This is a genomic window from Salipaludibacillus aurantiacus (assembly GCF_900111295.1).
Taxonomy (GTDB): domain Bacteria; phylum Bacillota; class Bacilli; order Bacillales; family Salisediminibacteriaceae; genus Salipaludibacillus; species Salipaludibacillus aurantiacus.
Genome location: NZ_FOGT01000005.1, coordinates 51,210 through 77,285 on the forward strand (window position 1 = coordinate 51,210; position 26,076 = coordinate 77,285).

Annotated in this window: 22 protein-coding genes; 17 read left to right on the forward strand and 5 right to left on the reverse strand. The window is 42.4% G+C overall.

Annotated elements, in window-relative coordinates:
- The first annotated feature begins 21 nt into the window (after positions 1 to 21).
- The 5 genes from polX (at position 22) to BMW59_RS07365 (ending at position 8,634) form a co-directional block, all read left to right on the forward strand.
- Positions 22 to 1,734 carry a DNA polymerase/3'-5' exonuclease PolX gene (polX, locus tag BMW59_RS07340; protein WP_093050366.1) on the forward strand — a complete coding sequence of 571 codons (1,713 nt, stop codon included), beginning with the start codon at positions 22 to 24 and terminating at the stop codon, positions 1,732 to 1,734.
- Positions 1,735 to 1,754: 20 nt separating this feature from the next.
- Positions 1,755 to 4,118 (forward strand): endonuclease MutS2, encoded by a 2,364-nt coding sequence (locus tag BMW59_RS07345; RefSeq protein ID WP_093049602.1) that lies wholly within the window; start codon positions 1,755 to 1,757, stop codon positions 4,116 to 4,118.
- 17 nt (positions 4,119 to 4,135) lie between these two features.
- On the forward strand, positions 4,136 to 4,543 hold the full coding sequence (locus BMW59_RS07350; RefSeq protein ID WP_093049605.1) for a DUF350 domain-containing protein: 408 nt from the start codon (positions 4,136 to 4,138) through the stop codon (positions 4,541 to 4,543).
- A gap of 513 nt (positions 4,544 to 5,056) precedes the next feature.
- On the forward strand, positions 5,057 to 6,748 hold the full coding sequence (locus BMW59_RS07360) for a long-chain-fatty-acid--CoA ligase (protein WP_093049611.1): 1,692 nt from the start codon (positions 5,057 to 5,059) through the stop codon (positions 6,746 to 6,748).
- A 185-nt stretch (positions 6,749 to 6,933) separates the two neighbouring features.
- The gene (locus tag BMW59_RS07365; protein ID WP_093049614.1) at positions 6,934 to 8,634 is read left to right on the forward strand and encodes an AMP-binding protein; all 1,701 of its coding nucleotides are present in this window, start codon (positions 6,934 to 6,936) and stop codon (positions 8,632 to 8,634) included.
- 243 nt (positions 8,635 to 8,877) lie between these two features.
- Here the strand turns inward: BMW59_RS07365 and BMW59_RS07370 are convergent, their stop codons facing one another.
- From BMW59_RS07370 to BMW59_RS07385, 4 genes are read right to left on the reverse strand one after another with little or no spacing between them, the layout of a single operon-like run.
- On the reverse strand, positions 8,878 to 9,372 hold the full coding sequence (locus BMW59_RS07370; RefSeq protein ID WP_093049617.1) for a DUF1269 domain-containing protein: 495 nt from the start codon (positions 9,370 to 9,372) through the stop codon (positions 8,878 to 8,880).
- Positions 9,373 to 9,404: 32 nt separating this feature from the next.
- Positions 9,405 to 9,854, reverse strand: a complete 450-nt coding sequence (locus BMW59_RS07375; RefSeq protein WP_093049620.1) for a c-type cytochrome — start codon at positions 9,852 to 9,854, stop codon at positions 9,405 to 9,407.
- 33 nt (positions 9,855 to 9,887) lie between these two features.
- A complete protein-coding gene (locus tag BMW59_RS07380) occupies positions 9,888 to 10,406 on the reverse strand; it encodes a cbb3-type cytochrome c oxidase subunit II (protein ID WP_093049623.1) in 519 nt (172 codons plus the stop codon).
- Positions 10,407 to 10,424: 18 nt separating this feature from the next.
- Positions 10,425 to 11,822, reverse strand: coding sequence for a cbb3-type cytochrome c oxidase subunit I (locus tag BMW59_RS07385; protein ID WP_093049626.1), 1,398 nt, complete (start codon positions 11,820 to 11,822; stop codon positions 10,425 to 10,427).
- Between the two features lie 178 nt (positions 11,823 to 12,000).
- On the opposite strand from BMW59_RS07385, the gene BMW59_RS07390 reads away from it, so the two are divergent.
- From BMW59_RS07390 to BMW59_RS07420, 7 genes are all read left to right on the forward strand, one after another.
- Positions 12,001 to 12,588, forward strand: coding sequence for a fatty acid metabolism transcriptional regulator FadR (locus BMW59_RS07390; RefSeq protein WP_093049629.1), 588 nt, complete (start codon positions 12,001 to 12,003; stop codon positions 12,586 to 12,588).
- 159 nt (positions 12,589 to 12,747) lie between these two features.
- Positions 12,748 to 13,530 carry an enoyl-CoA hydratase gene (locus BMW59_RS07395; protein ID WP_093049632.1) on the forward strand — a complete coding sequence of 261 codons (783 nt, stop codon included), beginning with the start codon at positions 12,748 to 12,750 and terminating at the stop codon, positions 13,528 to 13,530.
- An 81-nt stretch (positions 13,531 to 13,611) separates the two neighbouring features.
- Complete coding sequence (locus BMW59_RS07400; RefSeq protein WP_093049635.1) at positions 13,612 to 14,382, forward strand: electron transfer flavoprotein subunit beta/FixA family protein; 771 nt, start codon at positions 13,612 to 13,614, stop codon at positions 14,380 to 14,382.
- Between the two features lie 18 nt (positions 14,383 to 14,400).
- A complete protein-coding gene (locus BMW59_RS07405; RefSeq protein ID WP_093049638.1) occupies positions 14,401 to 15,372 on the forward strand; it encodes an electron transfer flavoprotein subunit alpha/FixB family protein in 972 nt (323 codons plus the stop codon).
- Positions 15,373 to 15,601: 229 nt separating this feature from the next.
- Complete coding sequence (gene trxA / locus BMW59_RS07410) at positions 15,602 to 15,916, forward strand: thioredoxin (protein WP_093049641.1); 315 nt, start codon at positions 15,602 to 15,604, stop codon at positions 15,914 to 15,916.
- 202 nt (positions 15,917 to 16,118) lie between these two features.
- Positions 16,119 to 17,900: an excinuclease ABC subunit UvrC gene (gene uvrC, locus BMW59_RS07415; protein ID WP_425441260.1), complete on the forward strand. Its 1,782-nt coding sequence runs from the start codon at positions 16,119 to 16,121 to the stop codon at positions 17,898 to 17,900.
- A gap of 383 nt (positions 17,901 to 18,283) precedes the next feature.
- A complete protein-coding gene (locus BMW59_RS07420) occupies positions 18,284 to 19,531 on the forward strand; it encodes an aspartate kinase (RefSeq protein ID WP_093049648.1) in 1,248 nt (415 codons plus the stop codon).
- 387 nt (positions 19,532 to 19,918) lie between these two features.
- On the opposite strand, the gene BMW59_RS07425 is transcribed toward BMW59_RS07420, so the two are convergent.
- A complete protein-coding gene (locus BMW59_RS07425; protein ID WP_177174227.1) occupies positions 19,919 to 20,368 on the reverse strand; it encodes a DUF2507 domain-containing protein in 450 nt (149 codons plus the stop codon).
- Between the two features lie 200 nt (positions 20,369 to 20,568).
- Here BMW59_RS07425 and BMW59_RS07430 point away from each other — a divergent pair, with 200 nt between their 5' ends.
- The 5 genes from BMW59_RS07430 to BMW59_RS07450 all read left to right on the forward strand — a co-directional run bounded on the left by BMW59_RS07430 (position 20,569) and on the right by BMW59_RS07450 (position 26,030).
- Positions 20,569 to 21,918 (forward strand): TrkH family potassium uptake protein, encoded by a 1,350-nt coding sequence (locus BMW59_RS07430; RefSeq protein ID WP_093049654.1) that lies wholly within the window; start codon positions 20,569 to 20,571, stop codon positions 21,916 to 21,918.
- 387 nt (positions 21,919 to 22,305) lie between these two features.
- Positions 22,306 to 22,923: a succinate dehydrogenase cytochrome b558 subunit gene (locus tag BMW59_RS07435; RefSeq protein ID WP_093049657.1), complete on the forward strand. Its 618-nt coding sequence runs from the start codon at positions 22,306 to 22,308 to the stop codon at positions 22,921 to 22,923.
- Positions 22,924 to 22,945: 22 nt separating this feature from the next.
- On the forward strand, positions 22,946 to 24,718 hold the full coding sequence (gene sdhA, locus BMW59_RS07440) for a succinate dehydrogenase flavoprotein subunit (protein WP_093049660.1): 1,773 nt from the start codon (positions 22,946 to 22,948) through the stop codon (positions 24,716 to 24,718).
- Complete coding sequence (sdhB, locus tag BMW59_RS07445; protein ID WP_093049663.1) at positions 24,715 to 25,479, forward strand: succinate dehydrogenase iron-sulfur subunit; 765 nt, start codon at positions 24,715 to 24,717, stop codon at positions 25,477 to 25,479. Before sdhA ends, sdhB begins: the two co-directional genes overlap by 4 nt.
- Positions 25,480 to 25,562: 83 nt before the next feature.
- Positions 25,563 to 26,030, forward strand: coding sequence for an acyl-CoA thioesterase (locus BMW59_RS07450; protein WP_093049666.1), 468 nt, complete (start codon positions 25,563 to 25,565; stop codon positions 26,028 to 26,030).
- The last annotated feature ends 46 nt before the right edge of the window (positions 26,031 to 26,076 follow it).

A 26,076-nucleotide genomic window follows, 5' to 3' on the forward strand; every position in this document is an offset into this window, starting at 1 on the left:
GAGGTGAATAGCATGAGTCAAATGAATAAAAAAGATGTTTTGAACGCATTGGAACGTATAGCTGTCTATTTAGAGATTAAAGGAGAAAATGCTTTCCGCGTCTCTGCTTACCGTAAAGCCGCACAGGCTCTGGAACGGGATGAAAGGCCGCTTTCTGAAATTGAAGATCCATCAAAACTTAAAGGTATCGGTAAAGGGACAGCTGGTATAATAAACGACTTACTCGAAGAAGGTGAAACCTCTCTGCTTAAAGAGCTGGAAAAAGAGATTCCAGATGGACTGCTCCCATTACTCAAACTTCCGGGATTAGGCGGTAAGAAAATCGGAAAGCTTTACCAGCAATTAGAAGTAACCGACGCCGGGACCTTAAGGAAGGCTTGTGAAGCAGGCCAAGTTCAAGAGCTGGACGGGTTTGGAAAAAAAACTGAACAGAAGATCCTCGAAGCTTTGGAAGAACTCGGAAAACGCCCGGACAGACTGGCCCTCGCTCAAGTGTTGCCTGCCGCCTTCGACTTGAGGCAACGTTTAGCCAGTATAGATGAAATTGAAAGATTTGAATTAGCAGGCAGTTTTCGCCGGGGGAGAGAAACGGTAAAAGACCTCGATTTTATTATTTCCACTGAAGATCCAAAGACTGTTGGTAAAAGGCTCGTTTCCATGGATCACATTACAGAAATTATCGGACATGGAGATACGAAAGTGAGTCTGGAACTTCAATACGGAGATATCATCGTGCCTGTTGATTTCAGAATGGTTAAAGACGAATCATTTGCAACAACGCTCCATCATTTCACCGGTTCAAAAGATCATAATGTCCTTATGCGCCAGCTTGCTAAGGAACGTGATGAAAAAATCAGTGAATATGGTGTAGAAGAGGATACGGGGACCGAGCATCATTTTTCTACAGAGGAAGAATTTTTTGCCCACTTTGGTTTGCCGTATATTCCGCCGGAACTGCGGGAAGGAATGGATGAGCTGGAGCGTTACGATGAGAAGTATGAGCTAATCGAACAAGATGACATCCGTGCTGATCTCCATATGCATACGACCTGGAGCGATGGTGCCCAGTCGATTAAAGAAATGGTAAACGTCTGCAGAGATAAAGGCTATGATTATATGGCGATTACAGACCACTCGGAGTATTTAAAAGTTGCCAATGGCCTGACAGCAGAAAGGTTGAAACGACAGCATGAGGAAATTCGTGAACTGAATGAGTCTATGAAAGATTTCACTATTTTTACAGGCGTGGAAATGGATATTTTACCTGATGGCACCTTGGATTATCCTGATGAGGTACTAAAAGAAGTCGATTTTGTCATTGCATCCATTCACTCCTCTTTTCAACAGAGTGAGAGAAAAATTATGGACAGGCTCGAAAATGCCTGCCGCAATCCCCATGTTGCCATGATAGCCCATCCTACAGGGAGGCTGATTGGACGCCGTAAAGGTTATCCTGTAGATATGGAACGGTTACTGGAGGTGGCAAAGGAAACAGGTACAATTCTGGAACTGAATGCCAACCCTCATCGTCTTGATTTATCTGCAGAATGGCTGAAAAAGGCTCAGGATAAAGGCGTGAAACTAAGTATAAATACCGACGCCCACAGGTTTGATATGCTCGACTACATGACACTCGGGATAAAAACCGGAAGAAGAGGCTGGTTGAAACAAGAAACAGTTGTTAATACGTGGCCGGCTGACCGTTTTAAAAAACTTATTTGGAAAAACAGATAGAAAGCAGGAGGTGCGCCCCAGTGATCGAAAGGGTTTGCCGTATATTAGAATACGATAAAATGAAAGACCAGCTGATTCAATTTGCCAGTTCTTCGTTAGGGAAACAACGGGTAAAAGATTTACAGCCGTCTTTCAACTTTGAATATATAAAAGAAGCTCAGCAAAGGACCTACGAAGGGGCTAAAGTCATCCGGCTGAAAGGGCAGGCCCCCCTTGGAGGCATTAGGGATATCCGTGCTTCGATTAAACGCTCGGAAATCGGAGGCTTGCTGAATGAAAAAGAATTACTGGATATTTCCTCAACCATTTATGGGAGCCGCCGGTTCAAAAGTTTTGTGGAATCTCTGATAGAAGATGAGATCGAACTCACGATCCTTCCTGATTTAGTCAGCGGAATCGTTCCGCTTACTGACCTGGAACGGGAAATTAACCAGGCTATAGATGAGAATGGCGGTGTTTTGGATTCAGCAAGTGCTGCTCTAAGGTCAATCCGGCAGCAAATCCGTTCCCACGAATCAGGTATCCGTTCCAAACTGGAAAGCATCACCCGCTCTTCAAACGGAAGAAAAATGCTTTCAGATGCCATTATTACTATTAGAAATGAACGTTATGTAATTCCTGTAAAGTCGGAGTACCGCAGCCATTTTGGAGGAATGGTACATGACCAGTCTGCTTCGGGAGCTACTTTGTTTGTGGAACCTGAAGCGGTCGTTCAGCTGAATAATCAGCTGAGAGAAGCGAAAGTGAAAGAAAAACAGGAGATTCAGCGTATTCTTCAGGAGCTCTCAGCCAGAATCAGCGAGCATGTTGAAGAGCTGGCAGATATAGTCGCCATTATGAGCGAAGTGGACTTTATTTTTGCTAAAGCGTTTTACAGCGACTCAATTAAAGGAATCCAGCCAAAGTTAAACGAAGGCGGATTTATTAAAATGACGAAAGCCCGTCATCCTCTTATTCCAAACGATGAAATAGTACCAATTGATGTAGAGCTCGGAGGGGACTTTTCTTCCTTAGTCATTACAGGACCGAACACAGGGGGAAAAACGGTGACTCTAAAAACAGTCGGACTGTTAACACTTATGGCCCAGTCTGGTCTGCAAATTCCTTGTGAAGAAGGATCATCGGCTGCCGTGTTCCAAAAAATATTTGCGGATATCGGGGATGAACAGTCTATTGAACAGAGTTTAAGTACATTTTCTTCTCACATGACAAACATTGTGCAAATTATGAATGAGGTAGATTTTCAGTCTCTTGTCCTCTTTGACGAATTAGGAGCCGGGACAGACCCTACAGAAGGGGCTGCACTTGCCATCTCAATTCTCGATCATGTCTATAATGTGGGAGCTAAAGTGATTGCTACCACTCATTACAGTGAACTAAAAGGATATGCTTATAATCGGGAAGGCGTTATGAATGCAAGCGTAGAATTTGATGTGGAAACTTTAAGGCCGACCTACCGTCTGTTAATAGGGATCCCGGGACGAAGTAATGCATTCGCCATCAGCAGGCGGCTTGGCTTAACTGATAAGATTATCGAGGAAGCGAAGAGCCATATAACAGCTGACTCAAATAAAATGGAACAAATGATTTCATCACTTGAGGACAGCAGGAAGAAAGCTGAGAGAGATGTCAGCGAAGCAGAAGAACTTCGGCTTGATGCCGAAAGGCTTCACAGTGAGCTCGCAGCCGAAATGGAAAAGCTGGAAGAAGAGAAACAAAAGGTCCTTCAATCTGCAGAAGATAAAGCTGCAAATTCAGTCAGAAAAGCAAAAGAGGAAGCTGAACAGATCATTGCAGAGCTTCGGGAAATTCAAAAAAATAACCCTAATATTAAAGACCATGAGCTGATAAATGCTAAAAAACGCCTGGAAAAAGCTGAACCAAACCTTGCAGGCACCAGGAAAAAGCCTGCCCCAAGAAGGGAAAAGCCAAAAGTAGACAAACTTATTCCAGGGGATGAAGTGAAAGTGGTCAGCCTTGACCAGAAAGGCTATATTGCAGAAAAAGTTAATGATAAAGAATACTATGTACAGCTTGGTATGATGAAAATGAAAGTGAAGAAAGATGACCTTCTCTATATCAACCGCCCTAAAGCAGTAGAAACAAAACCTTTGGCTGCTGTCCGCGGAAAAGAAGCACATGTAAAAACAGAACTGGATTTGCGCGGGGAACGGTATGAAAATGCTATGATGGACGTGGAAAAGTATTTAGATGACGCTGTACTGGCCGGGTACCATCAAGTGTCCATTATTCATGGTAAAGGAACAGGGGCGTTAAGAAAAGGCGTACAGGAGCTGTTGAAAAACCATCGGAATGTTCAGGAAACGCGTATGGGGACCCAGGGAGAAGGCGGGTCTGGCGTAACGGTTGTGTCACTTAAATAATCCAGGAGGACTTCAGCATGGAAGCCATCTTTACACATGACTATATTTATACGGCCGGTGTCTACAGCATCGTGGTCCTTAGTATCATTCTCTCTCTGGCCATTTTTGAGTGGGTGACACAATACGGGACCTGGCAGGAAATCAGACGGGGCAACTTGGCTGTAGCGCTGGCGACAGGCGGAAAAGTGTTCGGTATAGCCAATGTTTTCCGCCATTCAATTATGGCAAATGATACAGTTCTGGCTATGCTTGGATGGGGAGCCTTCGGTTTTATACTCTTGTTATTTGTATATTTTATTTACGAGTTCTTATCTCCCGGGTTTAAAGTTGACGAAGAATTAAAAAACGATAACCGGGCAGTAGGTCTATTATCATTTGTTTTATCGGTCTCTCTCTCCTATGTGATAGGTGCCAGTATAGACTGATCTCTGAATTAAAGGGGTATATTTAATGGAAACTTTATGGAAAGTGCTGATTGTTCTTTGTGCCGGGTTTATGATGGCCGGTGTGGTCTATATCATATTCTTTGCTTAAGAGAAGGCTCTGTAAATATTAATTGCTGATTATGAAATTGGCTAAATTAATATAGCTGTAAGTATTTTTATTCATAAGTTTAAGCTCTGTTGGTTTCTTTTAACCGGCAGAGTTTTTCTTTGGATACAACTACTCAGAGAACTGAAAGTACAAAGCTTTGTCTGCAGAGGGGTAATATAAGTGCTTATGAATTTCCAATAATTATTAAGTAAAAATTCATAAAATTTTTACAAATGTGTTTTCTTTTGGAGGCGTTTTCATTACAATAGACAGTAAGAGGAGAATGCCTGCCTATGAAAAGGTCAAGCAACTGAGCGATTGTTCACTAGAAGGACAGTGCCGCTTACTTTTCATTGACATCTTTTTTAGAAGGAGAGGGTTATGATAAAAAGGGAGGTTATGTTATGGAAACATTAACTGAAAAGCCGTGGTTTCAGCATTATCCAAAAGAAATCCCGACGTCCATTGACTATGAAGTAGCAACTCTTCAAAGCTATTTAAAAAGAGCTGCCGAGAGGTACCCTAATAAAGAAGCGCTTCATTTTATGGGCAAGGAAATGACTTATCAGGAGGTTTACGAGGAGGCTTTAAAGCTTGCCAACCAGCTGAAATCTCTCGGGGTGAAGCAGGGAGACCGGGTCGCTATTATGCTGGCAAATACTCCGCAGGCTGTTATTTCTTATTATGGAGCTTTGCTTGCCGGAGCCATCGTGGTCCAGACCAACCCGCTTTACGTGGAAAGGGAAATTGAACACCAAATGAATGATTCAGGTGCTAAAGTTATGATATGCCTGGATCTCGTTTATCCGCGTGTAGCAAGTGTAAAAGAAAAAACACCTCTGGAGCATATTATTGTCACAGGGATTAAAGATTATCTGCCTTTCCCGAAAAACATGATCTATCCTTTTATCCAGAAAAAGAATACAGGCATTAAAGTAGAGTTGGAGTATAGTGACCGGCTTCATTCATTCGTAGATATCGTAAATAAAGGAAAAGCGGAAGAAATACCATTGGACATAGACCCTAAAGAAGACCTTGCCCTTCTTCAGTACACTGGTGGGACGACAGGGCCTGCTAAAGGTGTTATGCTGACTCACTATAATCTCGTGGTTAACACCCAGCAGTGTGAAGAGTGGATGTATGAAATGGTGCCGGGAGAAGAAATTATTATTGCAGCTTTGCCTTTCTTCCATGTATATGGTATGACAACGGTAATGAACCTGGGGATCCGTATGGGCTTTAAAATGATAATTATTCCTAAGTTTGATCCGAAAGGTATTCTAAAAGCAATCGAAAAACATAAGGCCACTCTTTATCCTGGTGCACCGACGATGTATATCGGGCTGTTGAATCATCCTGATATTAAAAAACATGATTTATCATCTATTAAAGCGTGTATAAGCGGCTCAGCTCCGCTGCCTGTAGAGGTCCAGACAAAATTTGAAGAAGCTACAAACGGAAGCTTAGTCGAAGGTTACGGCTTAACTGAGACGTCTCCGGTGGCTGTTTCCAACCTGATTTGGGGCCAAAGAAAACAAGGGTCGATCGGCCTTCCGTGGCCCGATACTGATGTCGCCATTCTTTCCGCTGAGACAGGGGAGGAAGCTCAGCCTAATGAAGTAGGAGAAATCATCATTAAAGGTCCTCAAGTTATGAAAGGTTACTGGAACCGTCCTGAGGCAACCCAGGCATCCTTCCGGGGCGAGTGGTTCCTTTCAGGAGATATGGGATATATGGATGATGAAGGGTTTTTCTATATCGTCGACAGAAAGAAGGACATGATCATTGCGGGCGGGTTTAATATTTATCCCCGTGAAGTTGAAGAGATTCTTTATGAACATGAAGATGTACAGGAAGCCTGTGTAATTGGTGTTCCAGATCCTTACCGTGGGGAGACGGTTAAGGCATTTATTGTTCCTAAAGAAGGAAGAACGATCACTGAGGAAAATCTTGATGACTATGCCCGTAAGCATCTGGCTGCCTACAAAGTTCCTAAATTCTATGAATTCAGAGAGGAACTTCCGAAAACGATGGTAGGTAAAATTCTGAGAAGAGTATTAGTAGAAGAAGAAAAGAAAAAAGCACAAAAAGACTGATATAATAAATAAAAAAGAAGCACCTGCTTAAAGAGTGCAGGTGCTTCTTTTTAATGATTTTAATAGAAGAAAAACTAAAAGTATAAATTTTCCTAAAACTCTTCACAATTGTAACCGATTTCATTAAAATGGTAGTGAGAGAGGATGAATGTCTTAATTGAAAGGAGCCCAAAGGAGGACCTTACATGGATGCCGAATTGCAACGCCCATGGCTTGCGAATTACCCGGAAGACATTCCTGAACATATCGAATATGAGAAAAAGCCACTGCAAGATTACCTGCGTGATGGGGCTGAAGAAGAGCCTGATAAAACCTTGCTTCATTTCCTGGGGAAAGAAATGACATTTCGTGAGGTTTATGACTCATCTCTTCGTTTTGCCAATGCCCTGAAAGATCTCGGCATAACAAAAGGCGACCGTGTTGCTATTATGCTGGCTAACACGCCGCAATCCGTGATCAGCTACTACGGTATTCTTATGGCTGGAGGAGTGGTGGTACAAACGAACCCGCTTTATGTTGAACGGGAGCTGGAACACCAGATGGTAGATTCAGGGGCAAAAGCAATTATTTGCCTCGACCTCGTTTACCCGCGGGTGATGAATGTGCTGGGGAGAACGAATTTAGAAAATGTTATTGTTACACATATTAAAGATTATCTGCCGTTTCCTAAAAATTTGATTTACCCTTTTATACAGAAGAGAAACACAGGGCTTAAAGTAGAAGTGAACTACAGCAGTAAAGTCCATTCTTTTATGGAACTGTTAAAAGCCTCCGATACGGAGGAACTTCCTCTGGACATAGACCCTGAAAATGATTTGGCTTTGCTTCAGTATACGGGAGGAACTACGGGAGTAGCAAAGGGTGTGATGTTAAGCCATTACAACCTTGTGGCTAATACGACTCAATGTATTAGATGGATGCATAAGATAGATCACGGTAATGAAGTGATTCTCTGTGCTTTGCCTTTTTTCCATGTTTACGGTATGACAGTAGGAATGAATTTCTCTGTTATGGACCGTTCGAAAATGGTTATACTGCCAAAATTTGATACAAAACAGACACTGCAGGCGATTGAAAAGCAGAAAGTCTCTATTTTTCCAGGAGCACCAACGATGTACATTGGATTAATCAACGATCCAAAAGTTCAAAAATACGATCTCTCATCAATTGAAGTGTGCATCAGCGGTTCTGCTCCTTTACCACTTGAAGTCCAGCAGCGTTTTGAAGATTTAACAGGAGGTAAGTTATCTGAAGGGTTTGGCCTGACGGAAGCCTCACCTGTTACCCATTTTAACCTGATGTGGGGGAAACGGCCGAACGGAAGCATTGGTCTTCCGTGGCCTGATACAGATGTCGCTATTCTGTCTGCTGAAACTGGTGAACCTGCTGAACCAGGAGAAGTTGGAGAATTAATCATTAAAGGTCCTCAAGTAATGAAAGGATACTGGAATCGTCCGGAAGACACTGATGCCACATTTTATGACGGCTGGCTCCTTACAGGAGATATGGGTTATATGGATGAAGAAGGCTTCTTCTATATCGTAGACCGCAAAAAAGATATGATTATTGCAGGCGGTTTTAATATTTACCCGCGTGAGATTGAAGAGGTTTTGTACGAGCATGAAGCTGTCCAGGAGGCTGTGGCGGTCGGGGTTCCAGACCCTTACAGGGGAGAAACTGTTAAAGCATTTCTCGTGCTGAAAGAAGGCAAAAAAGTGACTGAACAGGAACTTAATGAATTTTGCCGTAAGCACCTTTCTGCCTATAAAGTTCCAAGGCTGTTTGAATTCCGTGATGAACTGCCAAAAACTATGGTTGGGAAAGTGTTGAGAAGAGCGCTGCTTGAAGAGGAAAAAGAAAAACAAAAAGAGAAAAAAACGAGTTAGTGTATGAAAGAGGCTGAGACAAAAGAAGAGTAACCCGTAAAACATCCGAAACAATATTTTTTGACGGAATATTGTTCGGATGTTTTTTTATAGAATTATTTAATTCGCCAGAAGCTTTGGGGGGTGTCTTCAACTAACTTTCCCGAAGAGGTACCCGGGATAGTGGTTACCTGCCGTTGCTCCTGCGTTTACTCGTCGCAGAGAAGAGATTGCTCCTGCGATATGTCAACTCAGCTTACATTTCTATTCAAAACCGCCTTTTGATACCGGCTCTTCTGATAAATACGCAGGTTCATGTCTTTTTAATGTGTCAATAACCGGCTGTATTTGGCTGTCCTTCGCTTCAACAGTAATGACTATTTTTCCTGACTTCACATGGCTTTCTATGTTTTCTGCTTCATGCTGATTAATTCCGAGGTCGGTCAGCCCTCCAATAAACCCGCCAGCAGTGAGCCCGGCAATGGCACCGTAAACCGGTCCGGCGGCCAGAAGGATTCCTAAACCCGGAAACATCAAGGTAGTCATTCCGAAAAGCGCCCCGCCAGCCCCGCCTATAGCCCCGCCGGTTAATATACCGTTTAGAGGATGGTCCATAGAAACATCTGCTGTATCTCCACTGCTGCCATCTTTTTTATGGACAAAAGAAATACTCTCCCTGGGAACGATTGTAAGCAAGTCATGAAAAGCCTCTTCCGCTTCGTGTAAATTGTTGAACACAGTTACAAGATGTTTTTCCAATTTTATCACTCCTTTCTAATTGATGTGGGGAGCTATAAGGTCTGTACATAGTCTTTTACAGCTTTTATCTGTTCTGTATTTAAGCCGAGTGCAGGTAATGAAGGCATTTCGCCGATTCCATTTACGAGAATTAACTGCAGTTCTTCTTCTGTATATTTAAGGTGCACATCCTCGAGTCCAGGGCCTACTTTAGGTTCATCCGTAATCGAGTGGCAGCCAAGGCAGCTCTGTTCAAATATTGCCTCCCCATCGGCGGCTGTTTCAGCTGTTTGGTTAAGAGGAACGGCCATCATTCCATAACCGAATGCCCAAATCGCCAACACTAGGTATGTAACAATAAGAAACGGCGGAACCTTTGCATTGCCGATTCTAAATCCTCCAGATCCTTCCACTACTGAATGGACAGGCGGCTCCTCTTCTTTAGTTTCTCCATCAGGTTCTACGGTAGAAGATTCATTGATTTTTTCATCGTCTCGACTCATGGTTTCACCTCACTTCTAGCCGCGTATAATCATTTATTCAACAGGTCTTCCCTCCGTTTGCGGAGAGGGTTTTAAACTCATCAGATAAGCAATTAAATCTTCCAGATCCTGGTCACTCAAATAATCATACCGGGGCATGATAGACCCGGGCAGAACCTTTTGCGGATTCAATAGATGTTCCCGGTGCCAATCTTCGTTCCAGCGGTTTCCTACCCACATTAAGTCTGCCCCGGTCCGTTTAGTCCCAAGCATAGCAGGCGCATCATAATAATAGTCCGCCGGCTGTGAAATAGGGCCAAGGCTGCTGTCTGCAAGAACAGGCCTTACAAACATGGTATGACACGTATGACAGCCTTCCCGGATATACACTTCTCTGCCCCGGTATTCAGAAGATTCCACTGATAAATGGCGTAATTCTGCGTTCTGGTTGGGAGCCTGCATCTGGTCATCATAAAAAGGGAGATATGTCGTGCCTGCCGTACCCACAAAGAATAAAATAACAGCTCCGATGATATATGGCAGCATCGATTTCTCATCTTCATACCCGCTCATTAGCGAACCTCCTTTTAATTACCCGGCACTTATTTCTTCATTTTGTGAGTTACGATTTGCTTTTATAATGGTCATTGCAAGGTTGTAAATAAATACGAAAGAGCTTATTAACATGGCAACACCAGCCACCGCCCGAATGGCAAAAAACGGACGCATGGAAATAAGCATTTCTACAAACTGCATGCCATACTGCGCACCTTCAATCCAGGCAAACCCTTCAAGTACTCCGGCAGACCAAGTAGAAAACGCAAATAAAAACATCCCGGTTACGGCCAGGTAGAAGTGCCATTCCATTAGTTTATTGGAATAGAGTTTCGTTTTAAGCATCTTGGGCAGAAACACATACATAAAAGAAAAGGCAACAAAAGAGAAAGCGCCAAACAATGGTAAGTGGGCATGGCCCGGTACCCAGTCGGTGAATTTAATGACTGAACTCGGACCTTGCAAAGAGTGAAAAGGACCTTGAAGACAAGTCACCAGATAAAAAACTGCCCCAACAATTAAAAATTTCAGCGGTGTATTTCTGGATAGCGCATGCCATTTTCCTTTTAATGTTCCAAAAACATTGGCGAGAACAGACCATACAGGAATAATCAGCAGAACTGAAGGGATGACTCCTGCTTTCATAAGCCACAGAGGTATTGGGCCGTTCTGAAGATGGTGAGGTCCATTCCAGACGTAAAACGTGGCAATGGTCCAAAAGCCGATCAGGGATAATTTATGGCTGTATAAAGGGTTTCTTGTTAAATACGGCAAAAGGTAATAAATCAGGCCTACTCCTACAGTGGTAAACCACAAACCGATGACGTTATGGCCGTAAAACCAGAAAATAAGAAATTGAGGGACGCCTGATAAAAGTTTATAAGGCAAATTTCCAATAATATAAAGGCCAATAAGCCATATAAGAGACCCCATAAAATACCATAAGCTGACATAGAGCTGTTTTTCCTTGCGGGTAGCGATAGTGGCAAAACATACAAGGGCCACAGCAGCCATTCCCAGGATAACCAGGACATCTATCCATAAAGGCCACTCCGCATACTCGGTAGTAGTGGTAAATCCCATAGTTAAAGCGACTGTACCTGCAAGAACAATAATATTCCACACAATTCCCGTGCCTGCTGCAATTTTTTCAAAAGACAGTTGATTCCTGCACAATTTAGGAATAACATAAAAGAGAGCACCTATATTGGCCATGGTAAGCCATCCGAAAAGAACAAGATTTGTATGTACGGGGCGGATTCTTCCATATTGGAAAAAGACCTGAAAAGGACCAAAAGCCAGAAAGTTAGGCCACAGAAACTTTAAGGACAGAATCAAGCCGTATATCATTCCGAGAGCTAACCAGAATAATGACGAATAAAGATAGATTTTAGAAGGCAAATAAGGGTCTTTTTTAGTTGAAGGCGACGGCATTTTATTCCTCCTTATATTGTTTTAGTCTGAATATTAAGGTGCCCGTTATATTTTTCCTTATTCTTCAAAATATTAGAAACTACATTGTGCAATTGACAGAAACGACAGAATACTCTAAAATAAGAACATGAATGAACAATCATTCAGTAAAAGAGGAAATGTTTGAGGAAGTGATTGAATGGGGAAAAAACGGGGACAAAAATACGAGCAGATAATTGATGCAGCTGTAAAAGTCATTGCGGAAAATGGTTACCATCACTCCCAGGTTTCTAAAATTGCCAAAGAAGCCGGAGTTGCAGACGGGACGATCTATCTCTACTTTAAAAATAAAGAAGACATTTTAATTTCTTTATTTGAAGAAAAAATGGGTAGCTTTGTTGACGCGATTTCAGAAAAGTTAAATGAGGAATCATCTGTCGAAAAAAAACTGCTTATTCTGATCGAAATGCATTTTATGCAACTGGAGATGGATCATGATTTAGCTATCGTTACGCAGCTTGAGCTTCGGCAATCGAACATTTCCATTCGTAATAAGGTAAATGAAGTACTAAAGGGGTATTTAGGATTGGTTGATTCCGTTCTGAAAGAAGGGGTGGAAAAAGGCATTTTTGAAGAAAACTTAGACCTCAGGATTGCCAGGCAGCTGATCTTCGGGGCTATTGATGAGGTAGTGACCAACTGGGTAATGAAGGACCACCGGTATGACCTGGCTCCGCTTGCAGAAACGGTTCACCGCATGTTATTAAAAGGTCTCTCTAAAAATTAGCCTCTGTTAATAGTTGTTGCTTTCTCCACCGGGGTCTTTCCCACCGCTGGCTCAAGTCACCCGGTCATCTTAAGCTCCAACGTGAAAGTCGGTGTTTTAAAAAAACTCAGCTTTTTAACAGAGCCAAATTAATAGACTTTTTGGAAAGGGGTGTAGCATTTGTCAGAATTTAAGCTTATTAATGTTCATACTGAAGAGCGGATAGGCATAGTAACTTTGTCTCATCCCCCGGCTAATACGCTGTCACAACAAATGATTCAGGAAGTTGAAACAGCTTTTGACAGATTCTCTGAAGATGCCAGTGTGAAAGTGATTCTTTTACATGGAGAAGGACGTTTCTTTGCAGCAGGGGCAGATATTAAAGAATTTACTTCTGTGAAGCACGGAGATCAGTTCAGAGAAATGTCGAGGGAAGGCCAAAGGGTTTTCAGAAAGATTGAACTCATGACCAAACCTGTCATAGCTGCTATTCACGGCGCGGCATTGGGAGGCGGACTTGAGCTTGCTATGGCCTGCCATATAAGACTTGCGGCTCCTGACGCAAAACTTGGGCTGCCTGAACTTCAGCTTGGTCTGGTCCCTGGATTTGCCGGGACTCAGAGGCTCCCTGAATTAGTTGGAAAAGCAAAAGCGACTGAAATGCTGTTAACTTCAGATCCAATTACAGGGGAAGAGGCGGTGGCAGCGGGACTCGTTAACCGGACGTTGTCTGGCGAAAACTTTATGGAAGAGGCAAAAAAGTTTGCAGAAAATATAAGCAATAAAGGCTCTCATTCCGTCTCTTATGTCCTTGAACTTATTGAGAAATCAGGAAATGAGCCGATTGAAAGAGGCCAGGAAATTGAAGCCGTCCGATTCGGTGATGTCTCAGAAACCTATGATGCGTCCGAGGGGATAAAGGCATTTATGGAGAAGAGAAAGCCGAAGTTTGAAGACCGTTGATTAAAGAAGGTTTATTTAGCACTTTTATGAAAGCGTTTTACTGTAAAAGACAGTAAATAATAAACTTTGGGAGGGACATAAATGAACATTTATGTAATCATGAAACGAACCTTTGACACAGAAGAAAAAATTCAAATTGATAGCGGGGAAATTGTAGAAGACGGGGCGGAATTCATCATCAATCCTTATGATGAATATGCCATTGAAGAAGCGATCCAGCTGCGCGATGAGCACGGCGGTGAAGTGACACTTGTTTCGGTTGGAGACGAAGAAGCAGAGAAACAAATTCGTACCGGACTCGCGATGGGAGCCGATAAAGCTGTTTTAATTGAAGATGAAGATGTAGAAAACGGGGACCAGTTCTCTACGGAAGCTATTCTGGCAGCTTACTTTAAGGACCAGGAAGCGGACATTATTCTGGGAGGAAACATTGCTGTTGATGGCGGATCAGGCCAGGTAGGCCCGCGACTTGCCGAGAATTTGGGAATTAACCATGTAACTTCTATTGTAAATATAGAAATCGAAGACGGGAAAGCCAAAATTGAACGCGATGTTGAAGGGGATCAGGAATTTATTGAAATATCACTCCCTCTGTTAGTTACTGCCCAACAAGGACTGAATGAACCGCGTTATCCTTCGTTACCTGGAATTATGAAAGCGAAGAAGAAACCTCTGGAAACGCTCGATCTTGATGATTTGGATTTAGACGAAGATGAAGTTGAAGGAAAAACTAATACGGTAGAGCGGTATCTTCCACCTGAAAAAGAAGCAGGAAAAATTCTTGAAGGTGAAATTGATGACCAGGTAAACGAATTAGTATCTTTACTGAAAAATGAAGCAAAAGTGATATAACAGGAGGAGAGGATAATTATGTCTAAGAAATTACTTGTTATAGCTGAGATAAGAGACGGCGAATTCAGAAATGTTTCCTATGAAGCGATTGCTGCGGCAAAAGAGATAGATAGTGAAGGTGAAATTGTAGGAGTTGTTTGTGGTGATAGTGTCGCAGACAAAGCAAATGAGCTTTTTAAATACGGTGCGGACCGTGTTATCGCAGTCGAACATGCTAATTTATCGCAGTATACTCCAGAAGGCTATGCCCAAGCTCTTCAAGCAGTGATAGAAAAAGAAGATCCGGACGCCATTCTGGCAGGACACACATCAATTGGCAGGGACATCACGCCAAAGCTTGCCAGCCGTTTGAAATCCGGTCTTGTATCTGATGCAACAGCTATTGAAAGTGCCGGTTCCGAAGTTATTTTTACAAGGCCTATATATTCAGGAAAAGCTTTTGAAAAAGTAGTCGTTAAAGATGGACTAATTTTTGCAACTATTCGTCCTAACAATATACCTGCCCTTGAAAAAGACGACAGCCGTTCAGGCGACGCTGAAAGTCTTGAGGTGGAGATTAAAGATCTGCAAACCATCATAACTGATGTAGTTAAAAACACAACTTCCGGTGTGGACCTTTCAGAAGCTTCCGTTATTGTTGCTGGAGGAAGAGGGATGAAAGGAAAGGAAAACTTCTCAATCCTTGACGAACTTGCAGAAGTGTTAGGCGCTGCAGTTGGAGCTTCACGTGGGGCTTGTGATGCGGAATATTGCGATTATGCAATGCAAATCGGACAAACAGGAAAAGTGGTAACTCCTGATTTGTATATTGCAGTAGGCCTGAGCGGGGCGATTCAGCACGTTGCTGGGATGTCTAACTCTAAAGTAATCGTTGCAATAAATAAAGACCCGGAAGCAGAAATATTTCAAATTGCCGATTATGGCATCGTGGGAGATTTATTTGACGTCGTCCCTAAATTAACAGAAGAATTTAAGAAAGTGCTTGTTTAAGAGACAGTAAATTAATACGCCCCTGCAATTATTTATTTGCAGGGGTTTTAAGCATTGTTTTTGCGTCATTTATTAAAATTAGTTATGATATGGGTAGTAAGTTTAAATTTGGTTAACCTACTAAGGTAGCTGAGCAAATTAATTTCCTGTTCATTAAGGATAGGGTATAATACCTTGGAGGGTAATAATTTAAATGTAATTGTATGATTAATTAGAGGAGGAATAGTGAATGGCTATTGTAAATGTTACAGACCAGAATTTTTCGAGTGAAACAAACCAGGGGGTTGTCCTTGCAGACTTTTGGGCACCGTGGTGCGGACCATGTAAAATGATCGCCCCAGTGCTTGAGGAGCTTGACAGCGATATGGGCGACAAAGTTAAAATCGTTAAGCTTGATGTAGATGAAAACCAGGAAACAGCAAGCAAATACGGTGTTATGAGCATTCCAACACTACTTGTACTCAAAGACGGAGAAGTTGTAGACCAGGTTGTTGGTTTTCAGCCTAAAGATGCTCTCGCTGATACGTTAAATAAACATCTCTAATAGTGCAAATGAATACTCATCTAAAGAAATCCGGGCAAATATCGTCTTACGATATTTGTCCGGATTTTTCGCTTTTGTACTTAAAGAAGATTAACTCTGACTACGTTAACACGTGTACGGCCGCCGCTGCTTCCTTATTTGTGGAAACAAGCCAAATGACCATGATATAGTGGTAGTATCAGCCAGTTAAAGGAGTCTCATTATGGAGGAATTAAAAAAGAAAATTGAGCTTGTGCCTTCTCAGCCAGGCTGCTATTTGATGAAAAATAAACATGATACCGTTATTTATGTGGGAAAAGCTAAAGTTCTTCGAAACCGCGTCAGATCGTATTTCCGCGGCTCACATGACAAAAAAACCCAACGGCTCGTAAGTGAAATTACCGATTTTGAATATATTGTGACCTCTTCCGACCTGGAAGCTCTTGTACTGGAACAAAATTTAATTAAAAAATATGAGCCAAGATATAATATTCTTTTAAAAGATGATAAAACCTATCCTTTTTTAAAAATTACAAAGGAAGAGCATCCCCGGCTGATTACTACAAGGAAAGTGAAAAAGGATGGGGCTAAGTATTTTGGGCCTTATCCAAATGCCCAGGCGGCCAACGAAACAAAAAAGCTGCTTGATCGTCTTTATCCTTTGCGGAAATGCCGGACACTGCCTGACCGTGTCTGTCTTTATTACCATATAGGCCAATGCCTTGCCCCGTGTGAGTTTACCGTAACTAAAGAAAAAAATGACCAGCTGGTTTCCGAAATTGCAAAATTTCTTAACGGCGGGCACCAGGAAGTGAAGCAGAACCTGACAGAAAAGATGCTTAAAGCTTCTGAAGATCTGAATTTTGAACGGGCAAAAGAGTTGAGAGACCAGGTTCAGCATATTGAAGCTGTAATGGAAAAGCAGAAAATGACTCTCACCGATCAGGTCAACAGAGATGTCTTTTCATATTACGTAGACAAAGGTTGGATGTGCATTCAAGTATTTTTTATCAGACAAGGTAAACTTATTGAGCGGGATGTCTCATTATTTCCAACTTACCAAGACCCGGAAGATGATTTTTACACGTTTTTAGGACAGTTTTACCTTGAAGCCCATCATAAAAAACCATCGGAAGTTTTTTTACCTGACGGGACCAATCCTGAGATTGTCTCGCAATTTTTAGATGTAAAAGCTCTTCAGCCGAAAAGAGGACAAAAAAAGGAATTGGTGGAGTTAGCGACGAAAAATGCCAGACTCGCCCTTAAAGAAAAGTTTGATTTAATTGAACGGAATGAACAAAAAACAATTCATGCAATTGAAAGGCTTGGCCAGGCAATGAATATCGATACGCCTCACAGGATTGAAGCATTCGATAACTCAAATATCCAAGGCGTAGATCCTGTGTCAGCGATGGTCTCATTTGTAGATGGAAAGCCAGATAAGAAAAATTACCGTAAATATAAAGTAAGGACGGTAAAGGGCCCTGATGATTATGAATCAATGAGAGAAGTGGTCCGGAGACGGTATCTCAGGCTATTAAAAGAAGAAATGCCGCTGCCGGACTTAATTGTCATCGATGGAGGTAAAGGGCAGATTTCCGCAGCACAAAGTGTACTGGAAGATGAGTTAAATCTCTCTATCCCCGTCTGCGGGTTAGTCAAAGACGAAAAACACCGGACGTCCCAATTGATGATAGGCGATCCTCCGCAAGTAGTGGCTCTTTCTAAAACAAGCCAGGAATTTTATTTGCTGCAGCGAATTCAGGATGAAGTTCACCGATTTGCAATCAGTTTCCACCGGAATGTTCGGAAAAAAACAATGTTTACCTCTATTTTAGATAAAGTTGAAGGAATTGGAGAAAAGCGAAAACGCTTGCTGTTAAAGGAATTTGGTTCTGTGAAGAGATTAAAAGAGGCGTCATTGGAAGAAATAGAGAGTGTAGGGATACCTCAGTCCGTTGCTGAAACCTTAAGAAGAGTCATCGACGATGAAGGGAATAAATGACGATAGATCCGTGTTGCCATCATTATAGCCGTTTGTTAATCTATTAAATGAGTTTGGCAGAATTTTTGAAAAAGATTCCATGCTCTGGACGTTAAAGTATGGCAATCACTTGGATGGCGGACTTTCTATCTCTACGGACGGCTTAAAGTACTTTTGTTACAAAAGCCGAACGCGGCAGAAAGACACGTCTTCTGCCGCTTTTTTATTAAAGGGGAGTCCTAATCATTTTTTACAAAACCATCATTCTGTCCTGAAAAATCGGAACATTCATTGAATTATGAGTTTTTGGAAGCTTTCATCTTTGAAGGTCTTCTCAAAAGTGAGTGGCAAAAAGCTTGGTAAAAAAACTAAAATGTTTGCAATAGGTTGAGGAGGCGTTCATATTGACAACGGTTGTTCAGAAATTTGGAGGAACATCTGTAGGGAATGTGACAAAAATTAAAAGAGTAGCCGAAAGAATTAAGCGGAAAATGGATGAAGGCAAAAAAGTAGTGACGGTCGTATCTGCCATGGGAAAGTCAACTGATAAACTGGTTGAATTGGCGAATGATATTACAGATTCGCCTGATCCGAGAGAAATGGATATGCTGCTGACAACAGGTGAACAAGTAACAATCTCACTTGTCGTCATGGCGTTGAAAGAAATGGGAGTAGACGCAGTCTCCTTAACAGGGTGGCAAGCTGGAATAGAAACGGAAGATGTTCATCAGGATGCACGCATAACGGATATAAAAACCGAAAATGTTCAGCAGCACTTGGATGAGGGGAAAGCTGTACTGGTAGCAGGATTTCAGGGAGTGAGTGAAACCGGTGATATCACAACTCTTGGACGCGGAGGGTCAGATACAACAGCAGTGGCCTTGGCAGCTGCACTAAAAGCGGAGAGCTGTTCCATTTATACGGATGTTACAGGAGTGTTTACCGCTGATCCCCGCTACGTTAAAAACGCTAGAAAATTAGACGGAATTTCTTATGATGAGATGCTTGAACTGGCAAACTTAGGAGCCGGAGTTTTGCACCCAAGAGCAGTTGAATTTGCTAAAAACTACAACGTTTCTCTTATTGTACGTTCAAGTATGGAGGACGTTGAAGGTACGATCGTTGAGGAGGAAGCACCAATGGAACAAAACTTAATTGTAAGAGGTCTGGCGTTTGAAGAAGATGTAACAAAGATTACGATAGAACGCTTGCCAAACCAGTATGATACGATGTCAAACCTTTTCTCTCTGCTTGCAGAGCAGGGAATCAGTGTAGATATTATTATTCAGCAAATGACCGCTGACCACGGGCTTAATGTCTCTTTCTCAATTGATACAGCAAGTCTTGGTAAAGCGCTTGATGTTTTGCATAACAATAAAGTCAACCTTTGCTACAGTACAATCCGCCATGAGAGTACTTTGGCCAAAGTTTCAATTGTGGGTTCAGGTATGGTGTCCAACCCAGGTGTAGCCGCAGACATGTTCACTGTACTGTCAGACGAGGAAGTGGCCATTAAAATGGTAAGTACGTCTGAAATTGCGGTGTCAGCTGTAGTGCCGGAGCAGGATATGGTGAAAGCGGTAGAGGCGCTTCATTCGTTCTTCGGATTAGATGCAAAAGAAAAAGCTAAAATTGAAGCAGTTAAAGCTTAATTAAGAGGCTTAGACAAAGAGAATAGTAACCATAAAGAACTCCGGACAAATACTTGTTCGGAGTTTCGTTTTTACAGTTAAAGAAGATAGCCTCTGAAAAAGAGTATAAGCAGTAATTTCAGTCCGCCAGGCGGGCGCTTGCCCAGGGGCTTGTCTTCAGCTAAATTCTACTCAGCTAGGAGCTTCGTTGAATTGGATCTTCAGCCTTAACCCTTCGGGCGTCGCCGCCTTCTGTCCTTCAATGAAAGAAGTTAAGGCTGTTAAATAACTTAATTGACCGAGGGAGGAAGGCCTGGAGGAGCAACACAGTCGAACCCCCTATATAAAAAGGAATGGATACCGTGAGGCCCATTCCTTTTTATATAAGTGTATCGCACCCTCGTTCGGTTAAACTCCGCCCTCTGGATTGGAAGGGTCTTTTTTATCCCATCTTACTGTAATGGCAGCAGTCAACGGTTTTTTTCGCTTAATTTCCCAGGATGCTTCAGAAACAACCCCTTTTTCCATTTCAAGGAGCTGAGCCAAAAAGCCTGCTTCCAGAGAAAATGGCCGTTCGCTATTTTGATGCGGAGCTTCCAATTCATAAATTCTTTCGTTTCTTTTTTCTTTGGCCGGCTGTACCTTTCCCCAGTTTGCCTCTTTAAAAAAATTCTCTATCCCTAACGATTCTATGGCAGACATTTTATTTCTGGCAATGGATTTTCCCGCCCAGTAAAGAATAACCGTTTCATCATTGCCTAACAGTTCCGGCAAAAGTTCATGCCTTAATAAATCATAGCTGTAAGCAGGGACTTGAGGTGTCCGTTCTTCTTCTTTAGAATGCTTGTTATCAGTCATTTTTCTCATCCTTCGTCTCTCGTTGTTTCATCTGAAAACTACATGATATTTATCTTATCATAAAAGAAAAAATCTGTTGGTTATTTTTATAAAAGACTGGTGAAAGACTTTTGCTAAGAAATAAAAATTGGAGAAGCATATGGAAACGGACTTTCGTGCGTGGTATACTAAAGCCCGTATTTATTGGGAGGTACTGGCTAATGAAAATGAAGATGGGAAAACTTTTAACCCCTTTTAGAATTATAGTAATTTCATACATAATAGCCATGTTTTTTTTCAGTGTCTTTCTGTTCTTACCGGTCTCCGCCCAGGAAGGAGTTTCGGTCAGCTACTCTGAAGCTTTATTTACGTCTGTCAGTGCTGTAAGTGTCACAGGACTCACAGTTGTCAACGTTTCAGAGACATACAGCAGTCTTGGGATCTTTTTCCTAGCTGCAGCTATCCAGCTCGGAGGTATAGGAGTCATGACGCTTGGGACCTTTGTATGGATGGTTCTTGGTAAGACAATCCCTTTATCCCAGCGAATGCTGATTATGGTGGACCAGAATCAGATTTCATTTGCCGGCCTCGTCAAACTGATGAGAGGTATTTTGCTGGTCGCCCTACTTATAGAAATTATCGGTGCGCTTATATTGGGGACTTATTATTTAAATTATTTTGACACTGTGGGAGAAGCGTATTACCAGGGGGCCTTTGGCGCCCTGTCAGCCTTTACAAACGCTGGATTTGATGTGACTGGGCAGTCGCTTATTCCTTTTGCTGATGACTATTTTGTCCAGCTTGTAAACATCCTGCTAATATTTGCGGGAGCAATCGGCTTTCCTGTTTTAATGGAGCTGAGGGCTTATTTTTCAAGTAAAGATCCTAATTTCAGATTCAGCCTGTTTACAAAGATTACAACAGCCACTTATTTTATAGTTTTTGTTGTAGGAATGGCTGTACTCTGGATTATTGAGCGTAACGAATTTTATGATGGTCTCAGCTGGCATCAGCAGCTTTTCTTCTCAATGTTCAATTCAGCAACAGCGAGGAGCGGCGGACTGGCGACGATGGATGTCTCCCAGCTCACGCTGGCAAGTTTACTATTCCTTTCTGCCTTGATGATTATCGGAGCAAGTCCATCGAGTGTAGGCGGCGGAATACGAACAACCACCCTTGCTGTTATGTTTTTGACTATCAGAAGTTTTGCCATGGGGAGAAGTGACGTGAAAGTTTTTGGGAGGGAAATCCATCAGGAAGACCGTCAGAAAGCTTTTATTGTACTTTCTGTGTTTATAGTAGGGCTTTTCTTATCAATTATACTCATCGCAGCTTTTGAAGGGAGCAGGGAACTGGAATTAATGGCGATTATATTTGAAGCCAGCTCAGCTTTCGGGACTTGCGGACTGTCAATGGGAATCACACCTGACCTGACGCTTCCGAGCCAGATCACTTTAATGGGTCTGATGCTTATAGGACGGGTGGGGCTTGTAGCGTTCCTGTTCTCGATCCGGGCACGTGAGAAGAAGACCCTTTATAAATATCCAACCGAAAGAATTATTATAGGTTAAACTGTCAGAAAAAATATTTTGGTAAAATACCATGCTAACGTCTGAACACAGGGAGTTAAATTAGCATTTAAATAAATGAAGGCGCCTCTTTCGCATGAAAGGGCGTCTCTCTTATAATTATGTTTTTTTTCTGGTAAAATACTATTATATTAATCAGAAAATTTGTAAGATTGTGCTGCTATGAACGCTTTTCTGTTAAAATAATAGGTGTATCCGCTTTCTTGACGAAGCTGGTCGAGAGGAGTAAAATGAAATTGTCATATTTTTTTCAAACTTGTGGCGATTTCGCCTGTTGACAGAGTACTAATTTAATAATTTTAGAAAAGGGGGCTCGCTTTTTTGTACGTGATAAATCTCCAGAAAACTATATTACAGGGGGAGAGTTAGATGTCCGTAAAACAAAACCGAGAATTTTTCTACAGAAGGTTGCACTCTTTATTAGGTGTTATTCCAGTAGGGGCTTTTTTGATTGTCCATTTATCAGTTAACTATTTTGCTGTAAGAGGTCCTGAAGCTTATAATCAGGCTACTCATTTTATGGAAAACCTTCCATTCCGATATTTCATGGAAATTACTCTTATCTTTTTACCGCTTATTTTTCACGCCGTTTACGGTCTTTATATTGCATTTGAGGCGAGGCATAATACCTCTACATATAGCTATTTCAGAAACTGGATGTTCAGGTTTCAAAGAGTTACAGGAGTTATTGTCCTGATTTTTGTAACATGGCATGTATGGGAAACAAGAGTGGCGGCAGCATTGGGGACAGAAGTAAACTTTAATATGATGGCTGAAATTGTTGAAAACCCACTCGCATTAATTCTGTATATTATCGGGATTACGGCAACAACGTTCCACTTTGCGAACGGACTTTGGTCATTTGCCGTCACTTGGGGCATTACAATTACCCCAAGATCACAGCGGATTTCAACTTTCGTTACTGCGGCAGTGTTCGTGGCATTAACGTTTGTTGGAATTCGTTCAATCTTAGCTTTTGTCGGATAGCTAAATAGAAGGAGTGTTAATAATGAGCAAAGGAAAAATTATCGTTGTTGGGGGAGGCCTGGCAGGTCTTATGGCAACGATTAAAGCAGCAGAAGCAGGAATGAATGTGGATTTATTTTCAGTTGTCCCTGTAAAACGGTCCCACTCCGTCTGTGCTCAGGGAGGAATTAACGGGGCTTTAAATACAATGGGTGAAGGAGACTCCACCTGGGAACACTTTGATGATTCGGTTTACGGCGGGGACTTTTTAGCAAATCAGCCGCCGGTAAAGGCGATGTGTGACGCAGCGCCGGGAATTATTCATCTGCTTGACCGGATGGGAGTTATGTTCAACAGGACAGCAGAGGGATTACTTGCTCTAAGAAGATTCGGAGGAACCCAGCATCACCGAACAGCTTATGCGGGGGCCACAACTGGCCAGCAGCTTCTTTACGCGTTAGACGAGCAGGTACGCCGCCACGAAGTCAGCGGGCTTGTAAATAAATATGAAGGCTGGGAGTTTCTTCACGCAGTCCTTGACGATGACGGCGTCTGCAGAGGAATAACCGCCCAGGACCTTAACTCTTCTGCGATTGAGTCTTTCCGCGGTGACGCCGTGATCCTGGCGACAGGCGGTCCGGGGATTATCTTCGGAAAATCAACTAACTCAATGATTAATACAGGATATGCAGCGGCAGCTGTTTACGAACAGGGAGCTTACTATGCAAACGGTGAATTTATTCAAATCCACCCGACAGCCATCCCGGGAGACGACAAACTTAGATTGATGAGTGAGTCTGCCCGCGGTGAAGGCGGCCGGGTATGGACTTATGATGAAGATGGAAAACCGTGGTACTTCCTTGAAGAAAAGTATCCAGCCTATGGAAACCTGGTGCCGCGTGATATAGCAACACGGGAAATCTTCCACGTCTGCGTGGACCTGAAACGCGGTATTAACGGTGAAAATATGGTTTATCTTGATCTCTCCCATAAGGATCCAAAAGAATTGGATATCAAACTCGGAGGGATTATGGAAATCTACGAAAAATTCATGGGTGACGATCCTCGTAAAGTACCTATGAAAATTTTCCCTGCAGTGCATTATTCTATGGGCGGCCTTTGGGTTGACTATAATCAGATGACCAATATACCAGGATTGTTTGCAGCTGGAGAGGTAGATTATTCTATTCATGGAGCTAATCGTCTCGGAGCAAATTCACTGCTCTCTTCTATTTTCGGCGGTATGGTTGCAGGCCCTAAAGCTGCAGAGTATATTGAGGGACTTGATAAGACAGCTGATGAGCTGTCCAGCGGGATTTACGACCGGCAGATAGAGAGAGACAAAGCACAATTTGATGAAATTCTTGGTATGAAAGGCGAGGAAAATGCCTTTAAACTTCATCAGGAACTCGGCGGCCTGATGACAGATAACGTAACCGTTGTGAGGGAAAATGATAAACTCAAAAATACTGATGACCAGATTGTTGAATTGCTTGAACGCTATAAAAATATCAGTATCGATGACACCGCACAATGGACTAACCAAAGTGCCGCGTTTATCAGACAGCTTCGCTCAATGATGAATCTGGCGCGAGTCATAACTATAGGAGCCTATAATCGAAATGAAAGCCGGGGAGCCCATTATAAACCTGAATTCCCTGATCGGAATGACGATGAATGGCTGAAAACAACAAAGGCGAAATTTAATCCGGAAACTCTCTCGCCTGATTTCGAATATGAAGATGTGGATGTTTCCTTAATCACTCCTCGTAAGAGAGACTATACTTCCAAGAAGAAGGCAGGTGAAAAGGCATGAGTGAAAAAACAATTCAACTCGTGATCAAACGCCAGGTGGATCAGAACAGTGAACCTTACGAAGAAAAATTTGATTTGCCTTATCGCCCAAATATGAACGTTATTTCCGCTTTAATGGAAATTCGCCGGAATCCGGTAAATGCTGAAGGGAAAGCGACTACTGCAGTAGCCTGGGATGCAAGCTGTCTTGAAGAAGTTTGCGGAGCATGTTCAATGATTATTAATGGTAAACCCCGGCAGTCCTGTACAGCATTAATTGATCAGTTAGAGCAGCCGATCAGACTGGAGCCCATGCATACTTTCCCGGTTTTGCGCGATCTGACTGTCGACAGAAGCAGAATGTTTGATTCCCTTAAACGTGTGAAAGCCTGGGTACCTATTGATGGCACATATGATTTGGGTCCAGGACCGCGAATGCCTGAAGCTAAAAGACAATGGGCTTATGAACTGTCTAAATGTATGACTTGCGGAGTCTGTCTGCAAGCTTGTCCGAATGTCAACAGTAAATCAGATTTTATTGGGCCTGCAGCAATCTCACAAGTCCGTTTGTTTAATGCTCATCCGACAGGTGCTATGCATAAAGCTGAAAGGCTGGAGACTCTTATTGACGGAGATGGCGGACTTGCCGCTTGCGGGAATTCGCAAAACTGTGTGGAGTCCTGTCCTAAAGGCATTCCATTGACAACTTCAATCGCTGCTATGAACCGTGCAACAACACTGCAATCTTTTAAAAACTTCTTTGGTTCAGACAATACAGCTTAAGTTTTAACGAAAGGGGCTTTCGGGCCCCTTATCTTTATATAACAAAATGAATGAACATTCATTCGTTTAATGGGAGTGATATTATGAAATTGCCTGAATATATTAAAGACTTTGAAGTGTGGGAGAATGATTTTCGCTATTATTATCCTGTCACTGTACGTTTTTCCGAAACTGATGCATTCGGCCATCTGAACAATACAGTTCCTTTCGTATATTTTGAACATGCCCGTATCCAGTTTTTTAAAGAATGCGGATTGATGGCCTACTGGATGGATAAGAGAGGTGAAACAATCCCTGTCACGGCAGACCTTCACTGTGATTATTTAAAACAGGTTTTCTTTGATGAACCTCTTCAAATAGGAATTAAAGTGTCTGAAATTGGGAGATCGTCTGTAGAAATCCACTATGCTATCAAAAATGAGGACGGGGAAGTGTGCGTAACGGGAAGAGGAAGAATCGTTCAAGTTTCCAAAGAAACCGGTAAGTCCGTTTCATGGGATATGCAAAGTGTGGAGTCATTAAAAAAGGGGGCGTCAGTCTGTTTACGTTAACTTAATATCCTTTTCACCAATTCCTGTCACAGGCGTGAAAGCCGCC